The following is a 21,329-nucleotide window of genomic DNA, read 5'->3' as shown; positions in this document are numbered from 1 at the left end:
CCCATGAACGCACCGACCCCCCCCGTCAAACCTGCCGTGCCTGTGCCGGCGCAGAAACCTGCCATGGCCAAGCCTGCCACCACGGATATCCAGGCGCTGCTGGGCACCGACCAGCCGGCGCGCTGGTGGGCCCGGCCCTCCCTGTGGATCGGCCTGGCGGTGCTGGCCGCTGCCGCTGGCGGCATCTATTTCTGGCAGGCGCAGAAAGAGAGCAACGCCGCGCCCGTCTACGTGACCGAGGCCCTGCGCAAGGGCAACCTGACGCTCACCGTGGCGGCCAACGGCACCATCGTGCCGACGCGCGTGGTGAGCATCGGCAGCGAGCTGTCGGGAACCGTCAAGCGGGTGCTGGTGGATGTGAATGACGTCGTCAAGAAGGGCCAGGTGCTGGTGGAGCTGGACACCGCCAAGCTGGACGACCAGGTGCTGCGTTCGCGCGCGGCGCTGGCTTCCGCGCAGGCGCAGCTGGCCCAGACCAACGCCACCGTGAAGGAGGCGCGCGCCGGCCTGGCGCGCTTCGAGGAAGTGTCCCGCCTGTCGGGCGGCAAGGTGCCCTCGGCGACCGAACTCGACGGCGCCCGCGCCACGCTTGAGCGTGCGGTGGCCGGCGAGGCCAGCGCCAGCGCCACCGTGGCCGAGGCCCGCGCCACGCTGTCCACCGATGAGACCAACCTGTCCAAGGCGTCCATCCGCTCGCCCATCAACGGCGTTGTGCTGACGCGCACCGTGGATCCGGGCAACGCCGTGGCCGCGTCGCTTCAGGCCGTGACGCTGTTCACGATTGCCGAAGACCTGGCGCAACTGCGCCTGGAGGTCGCCGTGGACGAGGCCGACGTGGGCGCGGTGAAGGTCGGACAGAAGGCGAGCTTCACCGTCAGCGCCTACCCCTCGCGGCGCTACCCCGCCAGGATCACGCGCGTGGCCTTTGGCTCGACCAAGACCGACAACGTGATCACCTACACCACCTGGCTCGAAGTGGACAACAGCGACCTGAGCCTGCGTCCGGGCATGACGGCGGCGTCCACCATCGTCGCCACCGAGCGCAACAACGTGCTGCTGGTGCCCAACACGGCGCTGCGCTTCACGCCGGCAACGGCAGCGGGTGCGGCCCCGGCCGCCAGCGGCAGCGTGGTGTCGAAACTCATGCCGCGCATGCCCCCCCGGTCCGGCGGGCGCAGGGCCGCAGGCAACGGCAACGCCGCCGTGCGCCAGATCTGGGTGCTGCAGGACGGCCAGGCCGTGGCCCTCGCAGTGACGCCCGGCATCAGCGACGGGCGCATGACCGAGGTCAGCGGGCCCGAGCTCAAAGAAGGCATGGCCGTGATCACCGACCAGCGGGCCGCTGGAGCCGCGCCATGAGCGAGCCGGCCGACGCAACAGTCGAAACGGGAAACGCTGTCGCAGGCACGTCCGTGCATCCACTGACCGGCGCATCCGGCGAGATGCCTCTCATCCGCCTGCAAGGCATCACCAAGACCTATGGCGAAGGCACGACGGCGTTCCAGGCGCTCAAGGGCGTGGACCTCGACATTCATGCCGGCGACTTCGTCGCCATCATGGGCCCCAGCGGCTCAGGCAAGTCGACCGCCATGAACACACTGGGCTGCCTGGACCGCCCGACCACCGGCGCCTACCTGTTCCAGGGCGTGCGTGTGGAGTCACTGACGCGCGACCAGCGCGCACGGCTGAGGCGCCGGTACTTCGGCTTCGTGTTCCAGGGGTTCAACCTGCTGGCGCGCACTTCGGCCCAGGAAAACGTGGAGTTGCCGCTCATCTACCGGGGTGAGCCGGCCGCGGCGCGGCACGCCGCCGCCGCGAAGGCCCTGGAGGCCGTGGGCCTCAAGGGCTGGGAACATCACATGCCCTCGGAGCTGTCCGGCGGGCAGCAGCAGCGCGTGGCGATTGCCCGCGCCATGGTTACCGAGCCGGCGGTGCTGCTGGCCGACGAGCCCACCGGCAACCTCGACACCCAGCGCAGCCGCGAGATCATGGACCTGCTGTGGCGCCTGAATGTGGACCACGGCATCACCGTGCTGATGGTGACCCATGAGGCGGACATGGCGGCGTATGCGCGGCGCATCGTGCGTTTCGTCGATGGTGTGATCGCCGACGACACGCCCAACCCGCACCCGGCCGGCCTGGACAAACCCGCAGCCGCCCCCACCCCGCCAAGCGAGGCCGCCTGATGCTGCTCAACACCCTGCTGCTCGCCTTGCGCTCGATCCGGCGCAACCTGCTTCGGTCGTTCCTGACCATCCTGGGCATCGTGATCGGTGTGAGCGCCGTCATCACCATGGTCACCCTCGGCAATGGCGCCACGCTTGCGGTGCAGAACCAGATCTCCAGCCTGGGCACCAACCTGCTGCAGGTGCGCCCCGGCCAGCGCATGGGCCTGGGCGGTGGCGGCGGGTCGGCCTTCAAGGAGGACGACGCAGCCGCCATCGCCAGCCAGATCGGCGGCATCGCAGCGGTGGCGCCCGAGGCGCGCACCGGCGCCACCGTGGTGGCCAATGGCCGCAACTGGACCAGCAGCGTCATCGGCAGCACCAACGACTGGCTCGTCACCGGCAACTGGAAGGTGGCGCAGGGCCGGGAGTTTTCTGACGACGAGCTGCGCGCGGGCTCGGCCGTCTGCCTGATCGGCGAGACGGTGCGCCGCGAGCTCTTCGGCAGCGCCGCGGCGGTCGGTGCCCAGCTGCGCGTGAAGCAGGTCTCCTGCGAGATCATCGGCCTGCTGGCCTCCAAGGGCCAGGGCGCGTTCGGCAACGATCAGGACGACATGGTGCTGGTGCCGATCAAGACGCTGCAGCGGCGCATCACCGGCAACAACCGCGTCAACACGCTGCTGGTGTCGATGATGGACGGCAGCGACTCGACCCGCGTCAAGGCCAGCCTGACCCAGCTGCTGCGCGAACGCCGCAAGCTGGCCGATACCGACGAGGACAACTTCAACGTGCTCGACACCAAGCAGCTGGCGGAAACCATGTCGGGCACCACCAAGGTCATGACCACGCTGCTGGGCGCCGTGGCGGCGGTGAGCCTGCTGGTGGGCGGCATCGGCATCATGAACATCATGCTAGTCAGCGTGACCGAGCGCACGCGCGAGATCGGCCTGCGCCTGGCCATCGGCGCGCTGGAGCGCGAGGTGCTGCTGCAGTTCCTGATCGAGGCCGTGGTGCTGGCCTCGCTGGGCGGGCTGATCGGCATCGTGCTGGCGACCATCGCGTCGATGGTGCTGGCCGGGGTGATGGAGGTGCCCTACCTTTTCAACCCGGGCGTGAACGTGCTGTCGTTCGTGTTTTCCGCCGCCATCGGCGTGGTGTTCGGCTATTTCCCGGCCCGGCGTGCCGCACGCATGGACCCGATCGACGCGCTGCGGCACGAGTGAGCGGCCTCGCGCAGACTCAAGCTCACTCGGTTATTCGTAGCAATTACTGACCATTCGACACTGGGATCGTGCCGATTCGGCTGGATTCTTGCGTCTTTGAGCTTGGCGGGAGCATCAGTTGGCGGCTACCAAGCCGATGACTTCAGCGCCACCACCCTGCACAACGCCTTGGGTCAGCTTGGTCGAAATGTGTGGTTACCATCCCAATGGCACACCGCCCCCGACTCGATGGGGGAACGCGGGGAGCACTGGTTTCTAGGGAGACGCCTCATGCGCCGTTTGTTTATTTACTTGCCGTGGGTGGCGAGAGTGAGTTACGCAGCTGTGATTTTTTTGAGTTATGGTGAATGGCTGGATAGCTCACTGAAATACAAGCCATCGGCTATTCGGATGGCACCTGAAGATGTATTGGGATTCGGATTTTGGGTGAGTTGGGCAATCTCACTCGTCCTGTTTTCTACTTCGATACTGCTTGCGCACTTCAGTTTGGGAAAAAAACTATCGGAACTTGGTTGACCACAGGTCTGTTTCTCGGACTATCTGTTGTCGACTATTTCTTGTACGGGCTCCTGGAGAAGCAGGTTCTCGGCTGAACTGCGCCCCCCCTGTCGCCGGGATGTCAGCGCGCCGGCGAAATCAGGGGAAATCCGGGTCAGATTCCAATTTTCACAGCGGCGCCTTGGGTTCATCCAAACCATGCTCGGCCGTTTGCAGCATGGCGAGGCCCAACGGCTTGCCAGCAAACTATTGAGGGGGCCAGGTGCGTAACTTGGGACGATTCTTGGCGGCCGGTATCTTTATCGCGCTAACCGCGTGGTTTATCACTTGGTTCGATCGAGAAATGGTGATCGACAAGTGCTTGGACAGTGGCGGCGCGTGGGACATCGTGAACGCGAGATGCCAAAAAGACTAGAAACGGTGAAATCGGGATGGGGATTCGGCGGGGCTGATTCCGACTTTCACCAAGACGACCAATACCTACAGGAGAACTGTGGGACCGATCGACGAAGGAATCGGGCTCAGACTCCAATTACCGTGTTGGCGCCCATCATCGGCGTCGTGTTCGGCTACTTCCCCGCCCGCCGCGCCGCCCGCATGGACCCGATCGATGCGCTGCGGCATGAGTGAGCGGCCTCGCCCAGGCGCAGCGTCGCTCCGTTATTCGTAGCAACTACTGACCAATCGACGCTGGGATCGTGCCGATTAGGCTTGATTTTCGTCCTCAGGCCGCCCGCGGCCTGACTTTCGAGGCCGCCAGCTTAGCATTGGAACGGGCCACCTCCACATCGGCGTCGAAGGCCAGCGCCACGCCCATGCGGCGCTTCACGAAACTCTCGGGCTTGCCGAACAGGCGGATGTCCGTGTTGGGCACCCGAAGGGCCTCGTCCACGCCGTCAAAGGCAATACCCGTCGCATCGACGCCTCCATAGATCACGGCGCTGGCACCGGGGCTCCTGAGCGCGGTATTGACCGGCAGGCCCAGGATGGCACGGGCGTGCAGCTCGAATTCGTTCTGCCACTGCGTGGTCATGGTGACCATGCCGGTGTCGTGCGGGCGCGGGCTCACCTCGCTGAACCAGACTTGGTCGCCCTTGACGAACAGTTCCACGCCGAACAGGCCCAGGCCGGTGGACTGGCCGTCCAGGCCGATGCCCAGGTCGTCGGTGACGGCCTTGGCGATCTGGCGGGCCTTTTCAAGCGCGGCCGGATTCATGGGGTGCGGCTGCCAGCTCTCCACGTAGTCGCCGCTGACCTGCACATGGCCGATGGGTTCGCAGAAATGGGTTTCGATGCGGCCGTCTGCGCCCTTGGCGCGCACCGTCAGCAGGGTGATTTCGTAGTCGAAGTCGATGAAGCCTTCGACGATGATGCGGCCATGGGCGACGCGCCCACCAGCCATGGCGTAGTCCCAGGCCTTTTGCACGTCGGCCGGGCCGTCGATCTTGCTCTGGCCCTTGCCGGAGCTGCTCATCACGGGCTTGACGATGCACGGGTAACCGATGCCCGCGTCTATCGCTACCTGCAGCTCGGCCAGCGTGTCGCAGAACTTGTAGGGGCTGGTGGGCAGGCCCAGGGTCTCGGCCGCCAGACGGCGGATGCCTTCGCGGTCCATGGTCAGGCGGGCGGCACGGGCGGTCGGAATCACGCGCACCACGCCGGTGGCCTCCAGCACTTCGAGCATGGGCGTGGCGATGGCCTCGATCTCGGGCACGACCAGGTCGGGTTTGTCGGCCTCGATCAGTGCGCGCAGCAGCGTGGGGTCGCTCATGGTGATGGTGCGCGCGTGGTGCGCCACCTGCTGGCCCGGGGCGTGGTCGTAGCGGTCCACCGCGATGGTTTCCACGCCCAGGCGCTGCAGCGCGATCAGGACTTCCTTGCCCAGTTCGCCGGCGCCGAGCAGCATGACTTTGGTGGCCGAGGGTGAAAGCGGGGTGCCGAGGGTGGTCATGGTGATGAGGTTTGGAGAGACAGGAATTTGGTTCGGATTCAGGCCAGCGCCTGCCCCATGGCCTCGCCCATGCGCACAGGGCCCGAGGGCGCCCAGGCGGGGTTGAAGCGCAGGGTGTCTTTGGGCCAAAGCAGCACCACGGTGGAGCCCAGCAGGAAGCGGCCCATCTCGTCGCCCTGCTTCAGGTGCACCGGAGCATCGTCGTAGCGCCATTCGCGCACGTCGGGCAGGCGCGGCGGGTTGACCACGCCGTGCCAGGCGGTGGCCATGCTGCCGACGATGGTCGCCCCCACCAGCACCTGCACGAAGGGGCCGCGCGCGGTGTCGAACACGCAGACCACGCGCTCGTTGCGGGCGAAAAGCCCCGGCACGCCACGCGCCGTGGTGGGGTTGACCGAGAACAGGTCGCCGGGCACGTAGATCATGCGCGTCAGCCGGGCGTCGCACGGCATGTGGATGCGGTGGTAGTCCTTCGGGCTCAGGTAGATGGTGGCGAAGTGGCCGTCCTGAAACAATGCCGCCAGCGCCGCGTCGCCGCCCACCAGCGCGCGGGTGCTGTAGTGGTGGCCCTTGGCCTGAAAGATCTGGTCCTTTTCGATCGGGCCGAACTGGCTGATGGCGCCGTCCACGGGGCAGACCCAGTCGGCATCCGCGAGCGGACGGACGCCCGGGCGCAGCGGACGCGTGAAGAACTCGTTGAAGCTGGCGTAGCTTGCCGGGTCGGGGTTGGCCGCCTCCGCCATGTTCACGCCGTAGCGCCGGATGAACCAGGGGATGACGCGGCGCGTCCAGCCGGTGGCGCGGGAGGCGGCGCACCAGCCGGCAAAGGCCGTGAGCGCTTTTTTGGGCAACAGGTACTGCAGCAGCACCGCCAGACGGTCAGACACGATACGGTCACCCGGAGTCCATGAAGAGCGAAATTCTATCCGGCGGCCCCGGGCGCGCACCGCCGGCCCCGACGGGACGGCGCCGACAACCAAGGGTTAACCCTGAGTTTGAACCGACAATTAATAAGTATGCTTACCATTTTCCAAAACGAGGTAACACATGGCTATTGAGACAAAAGATTTGCCGGTGCTGGTGTCCGGCGGCGGCATTGGCGGCCTGGCCGCGGCGCTGGCGCTGGTGCGCCAGGGCTTCCAGGTGCAGGTGTTCGAGCAATCTCCCGAGATCGGCGAAATCGGCGCCGGCATCCAGCTCGGCCCCAACGCCTTCCACGCCTTCGATGCGCTGGGCGTGGGCGACAAGGCGCGCGGCCGCGCCGTCTACACCGACTACATGGTGATGCACGACGCCATCGATGAAACCCAGGTCGGCAAGATCGAGACCGGCGAAGCCTTCCGCAAGCGCTTCGGCAACCCCTACGCGGTGATCCACCGCGTGGACATCCACTCCTCCCTGCTCGAAGGTGCCGTGGAAACCGGTCGGGTGGAGTTTTTCACCAGCACCCGCATCGAGAAGATCGAGCAGGACGAGGCCAGCAAGACCGTCACCGCCATTGACCAGAACGGCAAGCGCTGGGTGGGCCAGGCGCTGATCGGGGCCGACGGCGGCAAGTCGGTGGTGCGCGCGCAGTACGTGAACGACCCCCCGCGCGTGACCGGCCATGTGGTGTACCGCGCGGTGGTGGAGAAGGCCGATTTCCCCGACGACCTGAAGTGGAACGCTGCCAGCCTGTGGGCCGGCCCCAAGTGCCACCTGGTGCACTACCCGCTGCGCGGCGGCGAGCAGTACAACGTGGTGGTGACCTTCCACAGCCGCCAGGCCGAGCAATGGGGCGTGACCGATGGCAGCAAGGAAGAAGTGGAAAGCTACTTCCAGGGCATCAGCCCCAAGGCGCGCCAGTTGATCGACCTGCCCAAGAGCTGGCGCCGCTGGGCCACCGCCGACAAGGAGCCTATCGGCACCTGGGTGTTCGGCCGCGCCACCATCCTGGGCGATGCCGCCCACCCCACCACGCAGTACATGGCCCAGGGCGCCTGCATGGCCATGGAAGACGCGGTGACCCTGGGCGAGGCGCTGCGCGTGACCAACAAGGACTGGGACGCCGCGCTGGCGCTGTACCAGAAGAACCGCGTGACCCGCACCGCACGCATCGTGCTCTCCGGCCGCGAAATGGGCCGGCTGTACCACGCCATGGGCGTGGAGCGGCTGATCCGCAACAGTCTGTGGAAGGGCCGCAGTCAGGAGCGTTTCTACGACGCCATCGAATGGCTCTACAGCTGGAACGTCAACAACTGCCTCCAGCAGGGCTGATCCCGCCCTACCCGCCCCCAACAACCCCCGGAGACACCCCATGCATGAACTCGGCCGACTGGAAGACCTGCCGCAGGACTACCGCGACGAACTGACCCAACTCAACCTGGTGCCGCTGTGGCCCAGCCTGCGCGCGGTGCTGCCGCCGAAGGTGCCCACGCGCAAGACCCAGCCCACCTTCTGGGCCTACGACACGCTGCGCCCGCTGCTGATGCGCGCCGGCGACCTCGCCCCGATGGAAAAGGCCGAGCGTCGCGTACTGGTGATGGCCAACCCCGGCCACGGTTTGGAAAAAATGCAGGCCAGCGCCGCCATCTACCTGGGCATGCAATTGCTTCTGCCGGGCGAATGGGCGCCGTCACATCGCCACACACCCAACGCGGTGCGCATGATCGTCGAGGGCGAAGGCGCCTGGACCACGGTGGACGGCGAGAAGTGCCCGATGGCACGCGGCGACCTGATCCTGACGCCCACCGGCCTGTGGCACGAGCACGGCCATGACGGCGACCAGCCCGTGGTCTGGCTCGACGTGCTGGACCTGCCCATCGTCTATTTCATGGAAGCCTCCTACGTGATCCCCGGCGAGCGCCAGGAGACCAAGGCAAGCCGCGGCGACCGCGCCTGGAGCCGCGCCGGCGTGGTGCCCAGCCCGGTGTTTGAGCGCTCCAGCAAGCGCAACCCGGTGCTCCGCTACCCCTGGGCTGAGGCGCGCGCCGCGCTGCTGGGCCTGGCCGCCGACCAGCCGGACCTGGAGGCCGTGCAGGTCACCTACGTCAACCCGGAGACCGGTGGCGACGCCGAGAACATCCTGGGCTTTTATTCGCTGATGCTGCGCCCGGGTCAGACCCTGCGTCTGCCGGCGCGCTCGCCCGCGCAGGTGTTCCACCTGATCGAAGGCCGCGTGCAGGCGCAGATCGTCAACAGCACCTTCACGCTGGCCGAGGCGGACACCTGCTGCGCGCCCGGCTACGAGGCCGTGACGCTGACCAACCTCAATGCCGACAAGCCGGCCTTCGTCTTCATTGCCGACGAATCGCCGCTGCACCGCAAGTTGGGCGTTTACGAAAACCGCGGCTGATCGCCCCCTCCACCGCAACGGGGCCGCCCGGCGGTCCCGTTTTCTTTTCTTCCATCGAAATCCACATCGTTCCCATGACCAATTACCTTTTCAACCCGCCCGCCGTGCAGTCCGTGGCCATTCGCGGCCGCGACGAGCGCTTCCCCGTCAACCGTCTGTTTTTCGTCGGCCGCAACTACCAGGCGCACGCCGTGGAAATGGGAAAGCCGGTGGACAAATCGGTGGAGCGGCCGTTCTACTTCACCAAGGCACCGCAGACGCTGACGCCCTCGGGCGCCACCGTGGCCTACCCGCCGGAGACGAAGAACTACCACTTCGAAATGGAACTGGTCGTGGCCATCGGGCAAGCGGGTTTTCGCGTCAAGGCCGAAGACGCCCACTCCGTCATCTACGGCTATGGCGCCGGCCTGGACATGACCCGGCGCGACCTGCAGCTGGTGGCGCGCGACAAGGGCCGCCCCTGGGACCTGGGCAAGGATGTGGAACAGTCTTCGGTGTGCAGCGAGATCGTGCCGATGGAAGGACAGGTCATCGAGCAAGGCGCCATCGCGCTGGAAGTGAACGGTGAGACGAAGCAGTCGTCCAACGTGGACAAGCTGATCTGGAACATCCGGGAAATCATCGCCGACCTGTCGCTGTTCTACCACCTGCAGCCCGGCGACCTGATTTACACCGGCACCCCGGAAGGCGTGGGCGCGGTGCTGCCGGGCGACCGCATCACGGGGCGGGTGGAGGGCGTGGCCGAAGTGGCGCTGACGGTGGGGCCGGCGGAATAGGCCGCTTCATCCCCGGGTGGACGCTGGCCGTCAGCCGGCCTGCCAGGGCCCGACCACGAACTCGGCCTCGTCCATGCCCGGCCACGGGGGCATGGTGACGCCTACCGCCGCGAAAGGTGTTGACCCCGTGGCGCGAAACTTAAAGCTCGTGCCCAGCGGAATCGACGGGCTGGTACCGGGCCGGGTGAAGCCGCAAGATGCGTGCTCCCCGGGGCCAGGGGACGGCTGTCGAGAGCCATCCAGACGAAATTCCATACAAAATGCCCATCATCCCATCGTCGTTTGGTCATGATGTGCTATCAAATTTTAAGTCCCACAAGATGCAGCGCGCCCGGTGAACCCCAAGCGGCCCTGCCCAGGCCAGCCGGCGCTCGGCAAGCCCGACGCCGGCCGGCGACAATGGGCCCATGAGCGCTCCCTTGATTGAAGTCAGCCGCCTGCGCAAGCGTTACGGCGAGTCCGTGGTGGTGGACGACGTGTCCTTTTTTATTGCGCCGGGCGAGTGCCTGGGCGTGATCGGCCCCAACGGCGCGGGCAAGACCACCACCATCCGCATGGCGCTGGGCCTGGCCACGCCGGACGCGGGCGAGGTGGCCTACACGCTGGACGGCACCCGGCGCACCATGCCGGCGGACGCGCTTGCGATCAAGGCCCGTCTGGGCGTGGTGAGCCAGTTCGACACGCTGGATCCGGATTTCAACCTGGCCGAAAACCTGCTGGTCTATGGCCGCTATTTCGGCATGAAGAGCGCCGACATCCGCGCGCGCATCCCGCAGCTGCTGGAATTCGCCGCGCTGAGCCACAAGGCCGAGGCCAAGCCCGGCGAGCTGTCGGGCGGCATGAAGCGGCGCCTCTCGCTGGCGCGCGCGCTGGTGAACGACCCGCAGCTGCTGCTGCTCGACGAGCCCACCACCGGGCTGGACCCGCAGGCCCGCCACCTGATGTGGGAGCGGCTGCAGCTGCTGCTGCAACAGGGCAAGAGCATCCTGCTGACCACCCATTTCATGGACGAGGCCGAGCGCCTGTGCCACCGGCTGCTGGTGCTGGACCACGGCCGCAAGATCGCCGAAGGCAAGCCGCGCGACCTGATCGCCGAGCACCTGGAGCCCGACGTGGTGGAGGTGTACGGCGTGGGCGCGCTGGCGCTGGCCACCGACGCGGCCCTGGCCGCCCTGGCCGCGCGGGTGGAGGTCAGCGGCGAAACCGTGTTCTTCTATACCGCCCAGGCCCGCCCGCTGCTGGCCGCGCTGGAGGCGCACCCGCAGCTGCGCACGCTGCACCGGCCGGCGAACCTGGAAGACCTGTTTCTCAAATTGACCGGACGACAGATCCGTGAGGAAGGCTGATCATGAGCCAGGTTTCCACCGCTTCCGTCTGGGCCGCGCCACGCTTGTCGATGCGCTGGTGGCCGGTGTTTCTGCGCAACCTGCTGGTCTGGCGCAAGCTGGCCATCCCCAGCCTGGTGGGCAACATTGCCGAGCCGCTAATGTGGCTGGTGGCCTTCGGCTATGGCCTCGGCGCGCTGGTGGGGCAGGTACAGCTCGGTGACAGACAAGTGCCCTACATCCTGTTCCTGGCCAGCGGCAGCATCTGCATGAGCGCGATGAACGCGGCCAGCTTCGAGGCCTTGTATTCCGCCTTCTCGCGCATGCATGTGCAAAAGACCTGGGACGGCATCATGAACGCGCCGGTGCGGCTGGACGACGTGGTGCTGGCCGAGATGCTGTGGGCCGCCTTCAAGGCGCTGTTTACCGTGACGGCCATCCTGGGCGTGATGCTGGCGCTGGGCATCAGCCATTCGCCGAAGCTGCTGGTGGCCTGGCCGGTGCTGCTGTTCGTCGGCATCACCTTCAGCTGCATTGCGCTGATCTTCAACGCGCTGGCCAAGGGCTACGACTTCTTCACCTACTACTTCACGCTGTTCCTCACGCCGATGATGTTTCTCTCAGGCATCTTCTTCCCGACCACCCAGCTGCCCCCGCTGGTGCGCACCGTCGCCGAATGGCTGCCTCTGACCGCTGCCGTCGAACTGGTGCGCCCGCTGTTCATGGACCAATGGCCCGCGCATCCGCTGCGCCATGGCCTTGTCCTGCTGGGTTTCGCGGTGGCTGCGTTCTGGATCGCGCTGGCGCTGACGCGCAAGCGGTTCCGGAACTGAAACTGATCCGGAAAGTCCTTTTTCAATAGCACAAAAGGTCCATTTCACGATGGGAACGGCCTGAATTGGCCGATGGTTCTGGTTTCAGCGGTCCTGGCGGCCGGCCCATACGGCCGTACGCACCAGGAAAGACCCGTGCCGCTGCAACAAACAGCCCGCAGTGCCCTCAGGCCAGCGCGACCTCTTTGGACGTGAGCCGCTTGGCCAGGCCCTGCGCCAGCCGGTTGACCGTGCCGTAGATCGACAGCTGGGGATTGGCACCAATGCTGGTGGGGAAGATCGAGCCGTCGTGGATCGACAGGTTCTCCAGCTGCCAGTGCTGGCCATCAGGACGGGTGACGCCGGCCTTCTCGTCGGCGGCCAGGCCGCAGCCGCCCATGACGTGGGCGCTGCCGATCCTGGTCAGCAGGGGCTTCATCGGCAGGGCCTCGATCGCGGCCTTGGTCTCGGCCCATGTCGCGGTGCCGCGAGCGAGTTCGTGGCCGGGGTAGACCATCCTGGCCCCGGCCTCGAACTGGATCTGCGCCATCGCCAGCATCGCGCGGCGCGCGCCCTCCAGCACGTAGTCGGTGAGCGGGTAGTCCAGCAGGGGCGAACCATCCGAGCGCAGCTCGACCTTGCCGCCGACCGATTGCGGATGAAAGCCATCGCGCATCAGGGCCAGGGTCACATTGGCATTCGGATATTGGCGGAACAGGGCGGCCTGGCTCTCGCCGAAGCCCGGCAGGTTGGCGCCGAAGAACACCGGGTGCAGCGGCGCCACCTCCAGCTTGAAGGCAATGGGGCCGTCCACTGGCTGGGTGTGCATGAAGTGATCGGAATAGATCGACTGGGGCGCGCCGGTCCATGCCTGCACCGGCTCGGCCATGACGGCGGTGGTGATGGCCACCGGATGCAGGAAGGTTCGGCTGCCCAGGCGCTGATGCGGGTCGGGCGCCTTGGAACGCATCAGCAGGGCCGGCGAGTTGATCGCTCCGCCGGCCAGCACGATGTGCCTGGCCACCACCGTGGTGACCGCGCCGCCGGGATGGGCTGGCGCTGCATTGGGCTTGACCGCGATGCACTGCAGGGCGGTGACGCGGCTGCCCTCGATGACCATCTTTTCGACCCGCGTCTCCACGAGCAGCGTGGCGCCACGGTCCAGCGCATAGGGAAGCGTTGTGACGAGCATGGACTGCTTGGCGTTGGTGGGGCAACCCATGCCGCAGGAGCCCAGGTTGTAGCAGCCCTTGACGTTGCGCGGAATCACTTCGGCCTTGATGCCCAGCTTCGCGGCGCCACGGCGCAACAGTTCGTTGTTCTCATTGGGCGCCACCGCCCAGGGCTCGATGTTCAGCCGCGTCTGGACCTGCTGGAAATAGGGGGCCAAGGCCTCGACGCTGTAATCCTTCAGGCCGAACCGGTCCTGCCAGAACTTGAGCGTCTCCGGCGGCGTGCGGAAGGAACTGGTCCAGTTGACCGTGGTGGTACCCCCCACGCTGCGGCCCTGCAGAATGGTGATGCCCTTGTCTTTGGTCTTGCGTCCGGCATTTTCCTGGTACAGGCTGGCGTAGGCTTCGGGTTCGAGCTGCTTGAAATCGGTGCTGCTCTTGAGTGGTCCTTCTTCGACGATGACGACGTTCAGGCCGGCCTTGGTCAGCAGCTCCGCCGTGATGCCGGCCCCGGCTCCGGATCCGATGATCGCAACGTCACAGCTGAGGCGCTCCGGCAGGGCGCCATGCTTGCCGCCAAGGACTTTCCATCCCCGCTGCAGGCCTTGAAGAATGGGGTCGGGGATGTTGCTCATGGTGTCGGCTCGGGTGAAAGGAAGGGGGCACGGTCACACGGCGGTCGGGCCGGGATAGCCCAGCACCGTCCAGGATTCCTTGCCGGAGAAGTACGGCACCATCACGAGATCGTGCAGCCCCTGGCAGGCCTGGATGCGAAGTTCCGTGCCGGATTCCAGCATGCCTTTCAGGGCGGCCGTGGTCTCGGCCGCGGTGGCCTCTTCCCATGACGTGGACAGGCCGACCAGAAAACGACGGCCCGGCGCCGAAGCCAGCAGGCCCAGCAACTGGTCCAGTTCGGCGAGCACATGGGTGGGCAGGCCCACGAAGAATGCGTCGGTGCGTTGCAGCACGGCGTCCAGGGCCTGCCTCTGGGCGGCAGGGTCCACAGGCAAGGTGCCGGCGAGCATGGCTTGCGCGACGCGCGTCATCACCAGGCGCGCGGGCTGGCTGAGTTTGCCGTCGACAAGGCCCGGCTTCATCAAGGCCATCGTGCCGCCGGCCAGCGCCAGCACGATGGCCGAGCCGATGCCCAGCTTGAGAAACGAGCGGCGCTTGAGTGCCGGTGTTGCGTTCATGTGTTGTGCTCCTTGGAGGCGAGGCAGGCACTGGGCGTTGTCGGCGTCTGCCCCGCCCTTTGTCTCCGGTGCGCCGCACGATACCCCAAAACGGTGGGGATTCAGCGGTTCCTCGCCTTATTTGAGCCAGATCAAGATGCTGCAGCGCATCAATCCCACAATAGACCTCCATGTTCTTGTGTCTTTGAATGGAGCGCCTTCATGTCCGCATCTGCCCCCGCAGCGTCCCCGGTTGACAAAAGCCTTTTCGTGTTTCTGGATCGGTGCCATCTGGACATCCAGCAGAAGCTCGAACAGATGATGGCGCTGGCCACCGCTCTGGAAGAGGGTGAGCTGACGCCCGCATTGCAGGCGCAGGCGCGTGCGCTGACCGACTGGTTCAACGCCGAACCCCGGCAACACCACCTGGATGAAGAAAAACACGTCTTCCCTTCGCTGCTGGCCAGCAACCAGGAGGACGTCCTGCAGGCCACGCACCGGCTGATTCAGGACCACGGCTGGCTGGAGGCCGACTGGTTCGAGATCGAACCCGCGCTGGAAGCGGCGGCGGATGGCAACAGCTGGTTCGATCCCAACGTGTTGCGCCAGGCGGTGGAGGTGTTCCAGCAACTGTATCTCGACCACATCGTGCTGGAGGAATCGCTGGCCTACCCGGAAGCGCGCGGGCGCATTGATCCGGCGCTGCTGGAGTCGATGGGCCGGGAAATGGCCAAACGCCGCGCGGTCCGCGACGCCAAGGCGGCAAAAGCCTGACGCCTCGCTTCCGTCCTGCATCCGCGTGGATGTGTTGGCAGGCGGTCGATTCAGTCGCGCGAGGCATTCGTCGCCCTGCGGACAGATCCGGTCGCTAACATCCCACCTTGGGCAGGTGCATCGCTTGCCGTTCCCTTTTTCTACTTTTGCGGAGTTCACAGCATGAGCATCACCACCGTCGGCATCATCGGCGCAGGCACCATGGGCAACGGCATCGCGCAGGCCTGCGCGGTGTCCGGCATTCAGGTCATCATGGTCGACATTTCCGAGGCCGCTGTGGGCAAGGGCCTCAGCACGGTGGCCGGCAGCCTGGAGCGGCTTCTCAAGAAGGACAAGATCAGCGCCGCCGACAAGGACGCGGCCCTGGCCCGCATCAAAGGCAGCACAAGCTACGACGACCTGAAGGCAGCTGACCTGGTTATAGAAGCCGCCACCGAGAACCACGACCTGAAGGTCAAGATCCTGAAGCAGATCGACGCCATCGTCGCACCCGAGGTCATCATCGCGTCCAACACCTCGTCCATTTCGATCACCAAGCTGGCGGCGGTGACCAGCCGCCCCGACCGGTTCATCGGCATGCACTTCTTCAACCCGGTGCCGATGATGGCGCTGGTGGAGATCATCCGCGGCCTGCAGACCAGCGACGCCACCCATGAAGCTGTTCAGTCCATGGCCAAGGCGTTGGGCAAGACGCCCATCACCGTGAAAAATGCACCCGGCTTCGTGGTCAACCGCATTCTGGTGCCGATGATCAACGAGGCCTTCTTCGTACTGGCCGAAGGGCTGGCGACGCCCGAGGACGTCGACGCCGGCATGAAGCTGGGCTGCAACCAGCCGATCGGGCCGCTGGCGCTGGCCGACATGGTGGGGCTGGACGTCTGCCTGGCAGTGATGGACGTCTACCTCAGCGAGTTCGGCGACAGCAAGTACCGCGCCTGCCCGCTGCTCAAGGAAATGGTGGCCGCCGGGCGCCTGGGGCGCAAGACGGGCCAGGGCGTCTACACCTACTGATCCTCGCATTCGGCCGGTGCAACGCCGGCCGGCGTGTCGCCTCGGCGAACGGCCGACGGCTGCGCACCCGACTACCATGCGGAGCATGACCACCGCCACCCCGACTCCCTCCCATCCCGAAGGCAGCATCGACTGCGAAGTCCGAGACGCCGTGCTGCTGATCGGTATCAACCGCCCGGCCAAGCGCAACGGCTTCACGCCCAAGATGTACCGGGAGCTCGGCGAGGCCTATACCCGGCTCGACGACGATCCTGCACTGCGAGTCGGCGTTCTGCACGCCCTGGGCGACCATTTCACGGCCGGGCTCGACCTGCCCACCATCGCACCGCTGATGCAGCGCGGCGAGAAAGCGGTGCCGCTCGGTCTGGTCGACCCGGTGAATCTGGGCATGGACGGCTACCGCCGGCGCACCAAGCCGATGGTCGTGGCCGTCAAGGGCATCACCTACACCCTGGGCATCGAGCTGATGCTGGCGGCCGACATCGTCATCGCGGCCGACAACAGCCGGTTCTCGCAGCTTGAGGTCAAGCGCGGCATCATGGCCACGGGCGGCGCGACCCTGCGCATGGCCGAGCGCGCCGGCCTGGGCAACGCTTTGCTGCACCTGCTGACGGGAGACGAGTTCGGCAGCGCCGAGGCGCTGCGGCTGAACTTCGTGCAGAGGGTGGTGCCAGCGGGCACCGAGCTGGACGAAGCGCTGGCCATTGCCCACTCGATTGCGGCGCAGGCCCCGCTAGCCGTCGTGGCGACACGGCTGAACGCATTGAAGGCGCTCGAGCAAGGCCCGGTGGTGGCGATGCACGAGTTCATCGACACCCAGCAACGTCTGTCCCGCAGCGAGGATGCGGCAGAGGGTGTGCGCTCCTTCGTGGAGCGACGGGCCGCCCGGTTCCAGGGCCGCTGAGCAGCGCGCCTCGTCATGCTCGGCCTACGGCGGCTGGGTGCATGCTTGAAGAATACCCACTTACATTGTGTGCAATTTAATTTTGAACAATAATTCAACCATGCCTTCCGAAAACCCCTCTGCAGTCCTCCATGCCGAACATGCCCTGCAACTGGACCACCAACTGTGCTTTGCGCTGTATTCCACCTCGCTGGCGATGACCAAGCTCTACAAGCCACTGCTCTCCGAACTCGGCCTGACGTATCCGCAGTACCTGGCGCTGCTGGCGCTGTGGGAGCACGACGGCCTGCGCGTCTCGGACCTGGGCGCGCGCCTGTTTCTCGATTCGGGCACCCTCACGCCGCTGCTCAAGCGCATGGAAGCCGCCGCGCTGGTGCGCCGCGAGCGCAGCCCCGAGGATGAGCGCAGCGTTCGCATCCACCTCACCGATGCGGGCCGCGCCCTGAAGGTCCGCGCCGCCGCGATACCGGGCTGCATCCTGCAGGCCACGCAATGCAGCTTGGGCGACGTGGTGGAGCTGACCCGGCGCGTGCAGGCCTTGCGCGACCAGCTCGGCCACCTTGCCGGAACACCTTCAAACGCAACCTGACCCCTCCTGTTTCCCCCACCGCCTGAACCAGGCACTTCCTTCTGAAAGACGAGCATGACCACCCCACTCACCAAAGTCCTGTACACCGCCGTTGCCACCTCCACCGGAGGACGAGACGGAAAGTCCGTCAGCTCCGACGGCCTGCTGGACGTGCGGATCGCCCCCCCGAAGGAACTCGGCGGCCCCGGCGGTGCGACCAATCCGGAGCAGCTGTTTGCCGCCGGCTATTCGGCCTGCTTCCTCAGTGCGCTCAAGCACGTGGCCGGCATGCAGAAGATCGCCGTGCCTGCGGACGCCACGGCCACCGCATCGGTGGGCATCGGGCCGATCGCCACGGGCTTCGGCCTCAACGCACGGATGGTGGTCAGCTTGCCCGGGGTGGAGCGCGCCATTGCCCAGAAGCTGGTCGACACCGCCCACCAGGTCTGCCCGTATTCCAACGCCACGCGCGGCAATATCGACGTGGTCATCGAGCTGGCCTGAAGACGCCCGCGCCTGCGCGATACGGCGCCCCTTGCGCAGGGCATGCGCGTGCAGTTGACATGCGTCAATGGCGGAGCCGGCCAATGGGTGCAAGCTTGCGCTCAGCTTGGCTGGCGATGATGGTCAGGCTCACCCATAACAATGCCTGACCGGCAGACCGCAGGAGACACCATGAAGCTGGCTTTGCTTTCGGATATCCATGCCAACCTGCAGGCTTTCGACGCCTGCCTGGCCCACGCCCAAGCTGTGGGCGCACAACGTTACGCCTTGCTCGGCGACCTCGTCGGCTATGGCGCCGATCCGGTGGCCGTGGTGCAGCGGGTCATCCAGATGGCCGGCGAAGGCGCGATCGTGCTCAAGGGCAATCACGATGAAATGGCCGTGATGCCCGATGGGGCCAACAAGACTCTCGGCGGCAGCACAGCCGACTGGACCCATGCCCAGCTCGACGCCGTGCAGCGGGCCTACCTCGATGCCCTGCCCTTGACCCACCGCGAGGACACCACCCTGCTGGTCCACGCCAGCGTCGATTCCCCCGGGCGTTGGCGCTACGTGGACGACGAGCGCAGCGCCGGTGCCAGCCTGGACGCCTGCGCCGACCAACCTGGCGTGCACTATGTCTTCGGTGGCCATGTGCATCAGCAGATGCTGTACTACCGTGGCACCGGGCGTGGACTCATGAAGTTCGCGCCGACGCCCGGCGTTCCGGTGCCGATGCCCCGGCATCGCCAATGGGTGGCCACCATCGGCTCCGTGGGCCAGCCGCGCGACGGGGACCCGCGGGCCATGTACGCCCTGTTCGACATGTCCGCGGCCCAGGTCACTTTTCACCGCGTGCCCTATGACTACCAATCGGCTGCGGCCGCCATCAGGGCGGCCGGACTGCCCGAATACTTTGCCAAACGCCTGGAGGATGGACGTTGAAACTGCTGGAACCTGGAGCCGAACTGGACGGATTTGTCATTGAGGATTGCATTCACGCAGGGGGGATGGCCCACATCTACCGTGTGCACTATGCGTCCGGACCGCGTGATCCGGGTTTTCCGCTGGCCATGAAGATCCCCCGCATGACGGCTGGGGATGGTGCCGAGAACATCGTGAGCTTCGAGGTCGAGCACCGGATCATGCAGGTCCTGACCGGCCTGCACATCCCGCGCTTCGTTGCTGCCGGTGATCTCGACAACGTCCCGTATCTGGTCATGGAGTACGTGGAGGGCCACACCCTTCAGCACTGGCTGGACCAGCCCGAACGGCCGGATACCGCCACCCTGGCCCAGCTCGGCGCCGCCATGGCCCGGGCCGCGCACAGTCTGCACCGGCAAAACGTATGCCACCTGGATCTCAAACCAGCCAACGTGCTGATGCGAGAAAACGGCGTGGCTGTATTTCTGGACTTCGGCCTGTCGTGCCATGCGCACTATCCCGACTTGCTGGCCGAAGAACTGCGCAAGGCGATCGGATCGCCCGCGTGGATAGCGCCCGAGCAGGTGGTCGGTGTGCGCGGTGATCCGCGCAGCGACATCTTTGCCATCGGTGTGATCCTGTATGAGCTGGCCACCGGCGAGTTGCCCTTCGGCGCGCCGCAGACACCCGGCGGCATGCGCCAGCGCCTGTGGATGGATCCGAAACCCCCGCGCGCCCTGCGCCCCGACCTGCCCGAGTGGATGCAGGAGATCATCCTGCGCTGCCTGGAGCCCGAAGCGGCCCGGCGCTATCCGTCGGCGGCGCACCTGCTGTTCGACCTCACTCACCCCGACCAGGTCCAGGTCACCGCGCGCGGTCAAAAGACCAAGGGCACCGGATTTGGCACCCATTTCAAGCGCTGGATCAAGGCGGCTGGCATGCAGTACCAGCCCAGCCCGCTGCCTTCGCGCCAGATCGACGAGGTGCCCATCGTGATGGTTGCCGTTCCGTACAAGGACGTGACCGATGCCACGCTGTACTCGCTGCGCCAGGCGGTGGAGCGCTCGCTGGGCGTGCGCCCCGGCGCCCGGCTGGCCTGCGTGACCGTCATCTCACCCAGTGCCACCAGTTCGTCCGACAGCGAAAAGAGCGAAACCAGCGTGCACCGGCGCTACCTCACCATGCTGCGGCAGTGGGCCCAGCCCATCGACCTGCATGGCAGCCAGACCTCGTTCCATGTCATCGAATCCAGCGACGTCGCGCAGGCGATCGTGCGCTACGCCGAGGGCAACAACGTCAGCGTGATCGTGATGGGGGCGGCCACCCACGGCGTGCAGATGCAGCGTTTCCTGGCCACCGTTCCCGTCAAGGTGGCCATGGACGCGCCGTGCACCGTCATTCTGGTCAAGCAGACCCTGCCCTTCGATCAGCTTGCCCTGCCGCCGGAGACCGTCTGACCCATCGGGGACGGGTGACAATCGCGGCATGAACCTCTTGCCGACCGCATCCGACGACGTCGCAGCCCGCCAGGCCCATCCCTATGCGGCGCTCACGCCCGACGTCGTGATGGATGCGTTGTCCAGCGTGGGACTGCAGGGCGACGGCCGCCTCACGGCGCTGAGTTCCTATGAGAACCGTGTCTACCAGGTTCATCTGGAAGACCCCCACGACGGGCACGGCGCCGTCGTCGCCAAGTTCTACCGGCCCGAACGCTGGAGCGAGGCACAGATCCAGGAAGAACACGCCTTTGCCGGCGAGCTGGCCGCCGCTGAAATCCCGGTGGTCGCCCCGCTGGTGCGGGAAGGGAGCACCCTGCACCGCTTCGGCGGCTTTGCCTTCAGCGTCAGCCCCTGGCGCGGCGGTCGCGCGCCCGAGCTGGACGATTTTGAGGTGCTGGAATGGATCGGCCGGTTTCTGGCCCGCATCCACACCGTCGGCGCTGCCCGGACCTTCACCGAGCGACCCGCGCTGGATGTGCAGGCATTTGCCACGGAACCGCGCGACTGGCTGCTGGCGCACGACATGATCCCGCTGGATGTCCAGGGCGCCTGGGAAAAGGCCTGCGAAGAAGCTATTGATTTGATAGCTGATTACGACCCATTGACGCTGGGGACTGGCCAAAAAAGTTCAAAAATACGGCTGCACGGCGATTGCCACCCCGGCAACATCCTCTGGACGCCCACCGACCGCCCCGGTGGCGGGCCGCACTTCGTGGACCTGGATGACGCGCGCATGGG

21 protein-coding genes are annotated in these 21,329 nt (G+C 66.2%); 17 read left to right on the top strand and 4 right to left on the bottom strand.

Features of this window, described 5'->3' with window-relative positions; genetic code table 11:
• Window positions 1-3: 3 nt before the first annotated feature.
• The 4 genes from ACMUOY_RS17735 (at window position 4) to ACMUOY_RS17720 (ending at window position 3,904) form a co-directional block, all read left to right on the top strand.
• Complete coding sequence (locus tag ACMUOY_RS17735; protein WP_413894068.1) at window positions 4-1,359, top strand: efflux RND transporter periplasmic adaptor subunit; 1,356 nt, start codon at window positions 4-6, stop codon at window positions 1,357-1,359.
• Between the two features lie 83 nt (window positions 1,360-1,442).
• Window positions 1,443-2,186, top strand: a complete 744-nt coding sequence (locus ACMUOY_RS17730) for an ABC transporter ATP-binding protein (protein ID WP_413894077.1) — start codon at window positions 1,443-1,445, stop codon at window positions 2,184-2,186.
• Complete coding sequence (locus ACMUOY_RS17725) at window positions 2,186-3,388, top strand: ABC transporter permease (RefSeq protein WP_413894067.1); 1,203 nt, start codon at window positions 2,186-2,188, stop codon at window positions 3,386-3,388. The genes ACMUOY_RS17730 and ACMUOY_RS17725 overlap by 1 nt, the downstream gene beginning before the upstream one ends.
• Before the next feature lie 270 nt (window positions 3,389-3,658).
• Window positions 3,659-3,904, top strand: coding sequence for a hypothetical protein (locus ACMUOY_RS17720; RefSeq protein WP_413894066.1), 246 nt, complete (start codon window positions 3,659-3,661; stop codon window positions 3,902-3,904).
• 706 nt (window positions 3,905-4,610) lie between these two features.
• Here the strand turns inward: ACMUOY_RS17720 and purT are convergent.
• Together purT and asd are read right to left on the bottom strand one after the other, a co-directional pair.
• Window positions 4,611-5,837 carry a phosphoribosylglycinamide formyltransferase 2 gene (purT, locus tag ACMUOY_RS17715; RefSeq protein ID WP_413894065.1) on the bottom strand — a complete coding sequence of 409 codons (1,227 nt, stop codon included), beginning with the start codon at window positions 5,835-5,837 and terminating at the stop codon, window positions 4,611-4,613.
• A 38-nt stretch (window positions 5,838-5,875) separates the two neighbouring features.
• Window positions 5,876-6,724, bottom strand: a complete 849-nt coding sequence (asd, locus tag ACMUOY_RS17710) for an archaetidylserine decarboxylase (RefSeq protein ID WP_413894064.1) — start codon at window positions 6,722-6,724, stop codon at window positions 5,876-5,878.
• A gap of 160 nt (window positions 6,725-6,884) precedes the next feature.
• Between asd and ACMUOY_RS17705 the strand changes: the two genes are divergently transcribed.
• The 5 genes from ACMUOY_RS17705 (at window position 6,885) to ACMUOY_RS17685 (ending at window position 12,105) form a co-directional block, all read left to right on the top strand.
• Entirely contained in the window at window positions 6,885-8,093 is a 1,209-nt protein-coding gene (locus ACMUOY_RS17705; RefSeq protein WP_413894063.1) for a 3-hydroxybenzoate 6-monooxygenase, read from the top strand.
• A gap of 40 nt (window positions 8,094-8,133) precedes the next feature.
• Window positions 8,134-9,171, top strand: coding sequence for a cupin domain-containing protein (locus ACMUOY_RS17700; protein WP_413894062.1), 1,038 nt, complete (start codon window positions 8,134-8,136; stop codon window positions 9,169-9,171).
• Window positions 9,172-9,245: 74 nt separating this feature from the next.
• A complete protein-coding gene (locus tag ACMUOY_RS17695) occupies window positions 9,246-9,947 on the top strand; it encodes a fumarylacetoacetate hydrolase family protein (protein WP_413894061.1) in 702 nt (233 codons plus the stop codon).
• 407 nt (window positions 9,948-10,354) lie between these two features.
• Window positions 10,355-11,293 carry an ATP-binding cassette domain-containing protein gene (locus ACMUOY_RS17690; RefSeq protein WP_413894060.1) on the top strand — a complete coding sequence of 313 codons (939 nt, stop codon included), beginning with the start codon at window positions 10,355-10,357 and terminating at the stop codon, window positions 11,291-11,293.
• A gap of 2 nt (window positions 11,294-11,295) precedes the next feature.
• The gene (locus ACMUOY_RS17685) at window positions 11,296-12,105 is read left to right on the top strand and encodes an ABC transporter permease (RefSeq protein ID WP_413894059.1); all 810 of its coding nucleotides are present in this window, start codon (window positions 11,296-11,298) and stop codon (window positions 12,103-12,105) included.
• A 166-nt stretch (window positions 12,106-12,271) separates the two neighbouring features.
• On the opposite strand, the gene ACMUOY_RS17680 is transcribed toward ACMUOY_RS17685, so the two are convergent.
• Together ACMUOY_RS17680 and ACMUOY_RS17675 are read right to left on the bottom strand one after the other, a co-directional pair.
• Window positions 12,272-13,891 carry a GMC family oxidoreductase N-terminal domain-containing protein gene (locus tag ACMUOY_RS17680; protein WP_413894058.1) on the bottom strand — a complete coding sequence of 540 codons (1,620 nt, stop codon included), beginning with the start codon at window positions 13,889-13,891 and terminating at the stop codon, window positions 12,272-12,274.
• A gap of 33 nt (window positions 13,892-13,924) precedes the next feature.
• The gene (locus ACMUOY_RS17675) at window positions 13,925-14,449 is read right to left on the bottom strand and encodes a hypothetical protein (protein WP_413894057.1); all 525 of its coding nucleotides are present in this window, start codon (window positions 14,447-14,449) and stop codon (window positions 13,925-13,927) included.
• A 201-nt stretch (window positions 14,450-14,650) separates the two neighbouring features.
• Here ACMUOY_RS17675 and ACMUOY_RS17670 point away from each other — a divergent pair, with 201 nt between their 5' ends.
• From ACMUOY_RS17670 to ACMUOY_RS17635, 8 genes are all read left to right on the top strand, one after another.
• Window positions 14,651-15,202, top strand: a complete 552-nt coding sequence (locus ACMUOY_RS17670) for a hemerythrin domain-containing protein (protein ID WP_413894056.1) — start codon at window positions 14,651-14,653, stop codon at window positions 15,200-15,202.
• Window positions 15,203-15,364: 162 nt separating this feature from the next.
• Window positions 15,365-16,213 carry a 3-hydroxybutyryl-CoA dehydrogenase gene (locus tag ACMUOY_RS17665; RefSeq protein ID WP_413894055.1) on the top strand — a complete coding sequence of 283 codons (849 nt, stop codon included), beginning with the start codon at window positions 15,365-15,367 and terminating at the stop codon, window positions 16,211-16,213.
• An 85-nt stretch (window positions 16,214-16,298) separates the two neighbouring features.
• On the top strand, window positions 16,299-17,117 hold the full coding sequence (locus ACMUOY_RS17660; RefSeq protein WP_413894054.1) for a crotonase/enoyl-CoA hydratase family protein: 819 nt from the start codon (window positions 16,299-16,301) through the stop codon (window positions 17,115-17,117).
• 100 nt (window positions 17,118-17,217) lie between these two features.
• Window positions 17,218-17,706: a MarR family winged helix-turn-helix transcriptional regulator gene (locus ACMUOY_RS17655; RefSeq protein WP_413894053.1), complete on the top strand. Its 489-nt coding sequence runs from the start codon at window positions 17,218-17,220 to the stop codon at window positions 17,704-17,706.
• Window positions 17,707-17,760: 54 nt separating this feature from the next.
• Window positions 17,761-18,189, top strand: a complete 429-nt coding sequence (locus ACMUOY_RS17650) for an organic hydroperoxide resistance protein (protein WP_413894052.1) — start codon at window positions 17,761-17,763, stop codon at window positions 18,187-18,189.
• A 171-nt stretch (window positions 18,190-18,360) separates the two neighbouring features.
• Window positions 18,361-19,113, top strand: coding sequence for a metallophosphoesterase family protein (locus ACMUOY_RS17645; protein ID WP_413894051.1), 753 nt, complete (start codon window positions 18,361-18,363; stop codon window positions 19,111-19,113).
• Complete coding sequence (locus ACMUOY_RS17640; RefSeq protein WP_413894050.1) at window positions 19,110-20,549, top strand: bifunctional serine/threonine-protein kinase/universal stress protein; 1,440 nt, start codon at window positions 19,110-19,112, stop codon at window positions 20,547-20,549. Before ACMUOY_RS17645 ends, ACMUOY_RS17640 begins: the two co-directional genes overlap by 4 nt.
• A gap of 28 nt (window positions 20,550-20,577) precedes the next feature.
• Window positions 20,578-21,329 (top strand): serine/threonine protein kinase (locus ACMUOY_RS17635; RefSeq protein WP_413894049.1); only part of this gene is annotated, 752 nt, incomplete at its 3' end.

The organism is Candidatus Skiveiella danica, assembly GCF_022705245.1.
Lineage (GTDB): Bacteria > Pseudomonadota > Gammaproteobacteria > Burkholderiales > Burkholderiaceae_C > Skiveiella > Skiveiella danica.
The sequence above is the reverse complement of the archived record's forward strand: the minus strand, read 5'-3'. Positions and strand labels throughout refer to the sequence as shown.

What these genes read in the sequence shown, in the direction of transcription:
- ACMUOY_RS17670 (WP_413894056.1), top strand. Translation starts at nt 14,651, where the DNA reads ATGTCCGCATCTGCCCCCGCAGCGTCCCCGGTTGACAAAAGCCTTTTC.
- ACMUOY_RS17680 (WP_413894058.1), bottom strand. Translation starts at nt 13,891, where the DNA reads ATGAGCAACATCCCCGACCCCATTCTTCAAGGCCTGCAGCGGGGATGG.
- ACMUOY_RS17655 (WP_413894053.1), top strand. Translation starts at nt 17,218, where the DNA reads ATGCCTTCCGAAAACCCCTCTGCAGTCCTCCATGCCGAACATGCCCTG.
- ACMUOY_RS17690 (WP_413894060.1), top strand. Translation starts at nt 10,355, where the DNA reads ATGAGCGCTCCCTTGATTGAAGTCAGCCGCCTGCGCAAGCGTTACGGC.
- ACMUOY_RS17675 (WP_413894057.1), bottom strand. Translation starts at nt 14,449, where the DNA reads ATGAACGCAACACCGGCACTCAAGCGCCGCTCGTTTCTCAAGCTGGGC.
- ACMUOY_RS17720 (WP_413894066.1), top strand. Translation starts at nt 3,659, where the DNA reads ATGCGCCGTTTGTTTATTTACTTGCCGTGGGTGGCGAGAGTGAGTTAC.
- ACMUOY_RS17735 (WP_413894068.1), top strand. Translation starts at nt 4, where the DNA reads ATGAACGCACCGACCCCCCCCGTCAAACCTGCCGTGCCTGTGCCGGCG.
- ACMUOY_RS17700 (WP_413894062.1), top strand. Translation starts at nt 8,134, where the DNA reads ATGCATGAACTCGGCCGACTGGAAGACCTGCCGCAGGACTACCGCGAC.
- purT (WP_413894065.1), bottom strand. Translation starts at nt 5,837, where the DNA reads ATGACCACCCTCGGCACCCCGCTTTCACCCTCGGCCACCAAAGTCATG.
- ACMUOY_RS17685 (WP_413894059.1), top strand. Translation starts at nt 11,296, where the DNA reads ATGAGCCAGGTTTCCACCGCTTCCGTCTGGGCCGCGCCACGCTTGTCG.
- ACMUOY_RS17705 (WP_413894063.1), top strand. Translation starts at nt 6,885, where the DNA reads ATGGCTATTGAGACAAAAGATTTGCCGGTGCTGGTGTCCGGCGGCGGC.
- ACMUOY_RS17660 (WP_413894054.1), top strand. Translation starts at nt 16,299, where the DNA reads ATGACCACCGCCACCCCGACTCCCTCCCATCCCGAAGGCAGCATCGAC.
- ACMUOY_RS17725 (WP_413894067.1), top strand. Translation starts at nt 2,186, where the DNA reads ATGCTGCTCAACACCCTGCTGCTCGCCTTGCGCTCGATCCGGCGCAAC.
- ACMUOY_RS17730 (WP_413894077.1), top strand. Translation starts at nt 1,443, where the DNA reads ATGCCTCTCATCCGCCTGCAAGGCATCACCAAGACCTATGGCGAAGGC.
- ACMUOY_RS17665 (WP_413894055.1), top strand. Translation starts at nt 15,365, where the DNA reads ATGAGCATCACCACCGTCGGCATCATCGGCGCAGGCACCATGGGCAAC.
- ACMUOY_RS17695 (WP_413894061.1), top strand. Translation starts at nt 9,246, where the DNA reads ATGACCAATTACCTTTTCAACCCGCCCGCCGTGCAGTCCGTGGCCATT.
- ACMUOY_RS17645 (WP_413894051.1), top strand. Translation starts at nt 18,361, where the DNA reads ATGAAGCTGGCTTTGCTTTCGGATATCCATGCCAACCTGCAGGCTTTC.
- ACMUOY_RS17650 (WP_413894052.1), top strand. Translation starts at nt 17,761, where the DNA reads ATGACCACCCCACTCACCAAAGTCCTGTACACCGCCGTTGCCACCTCC.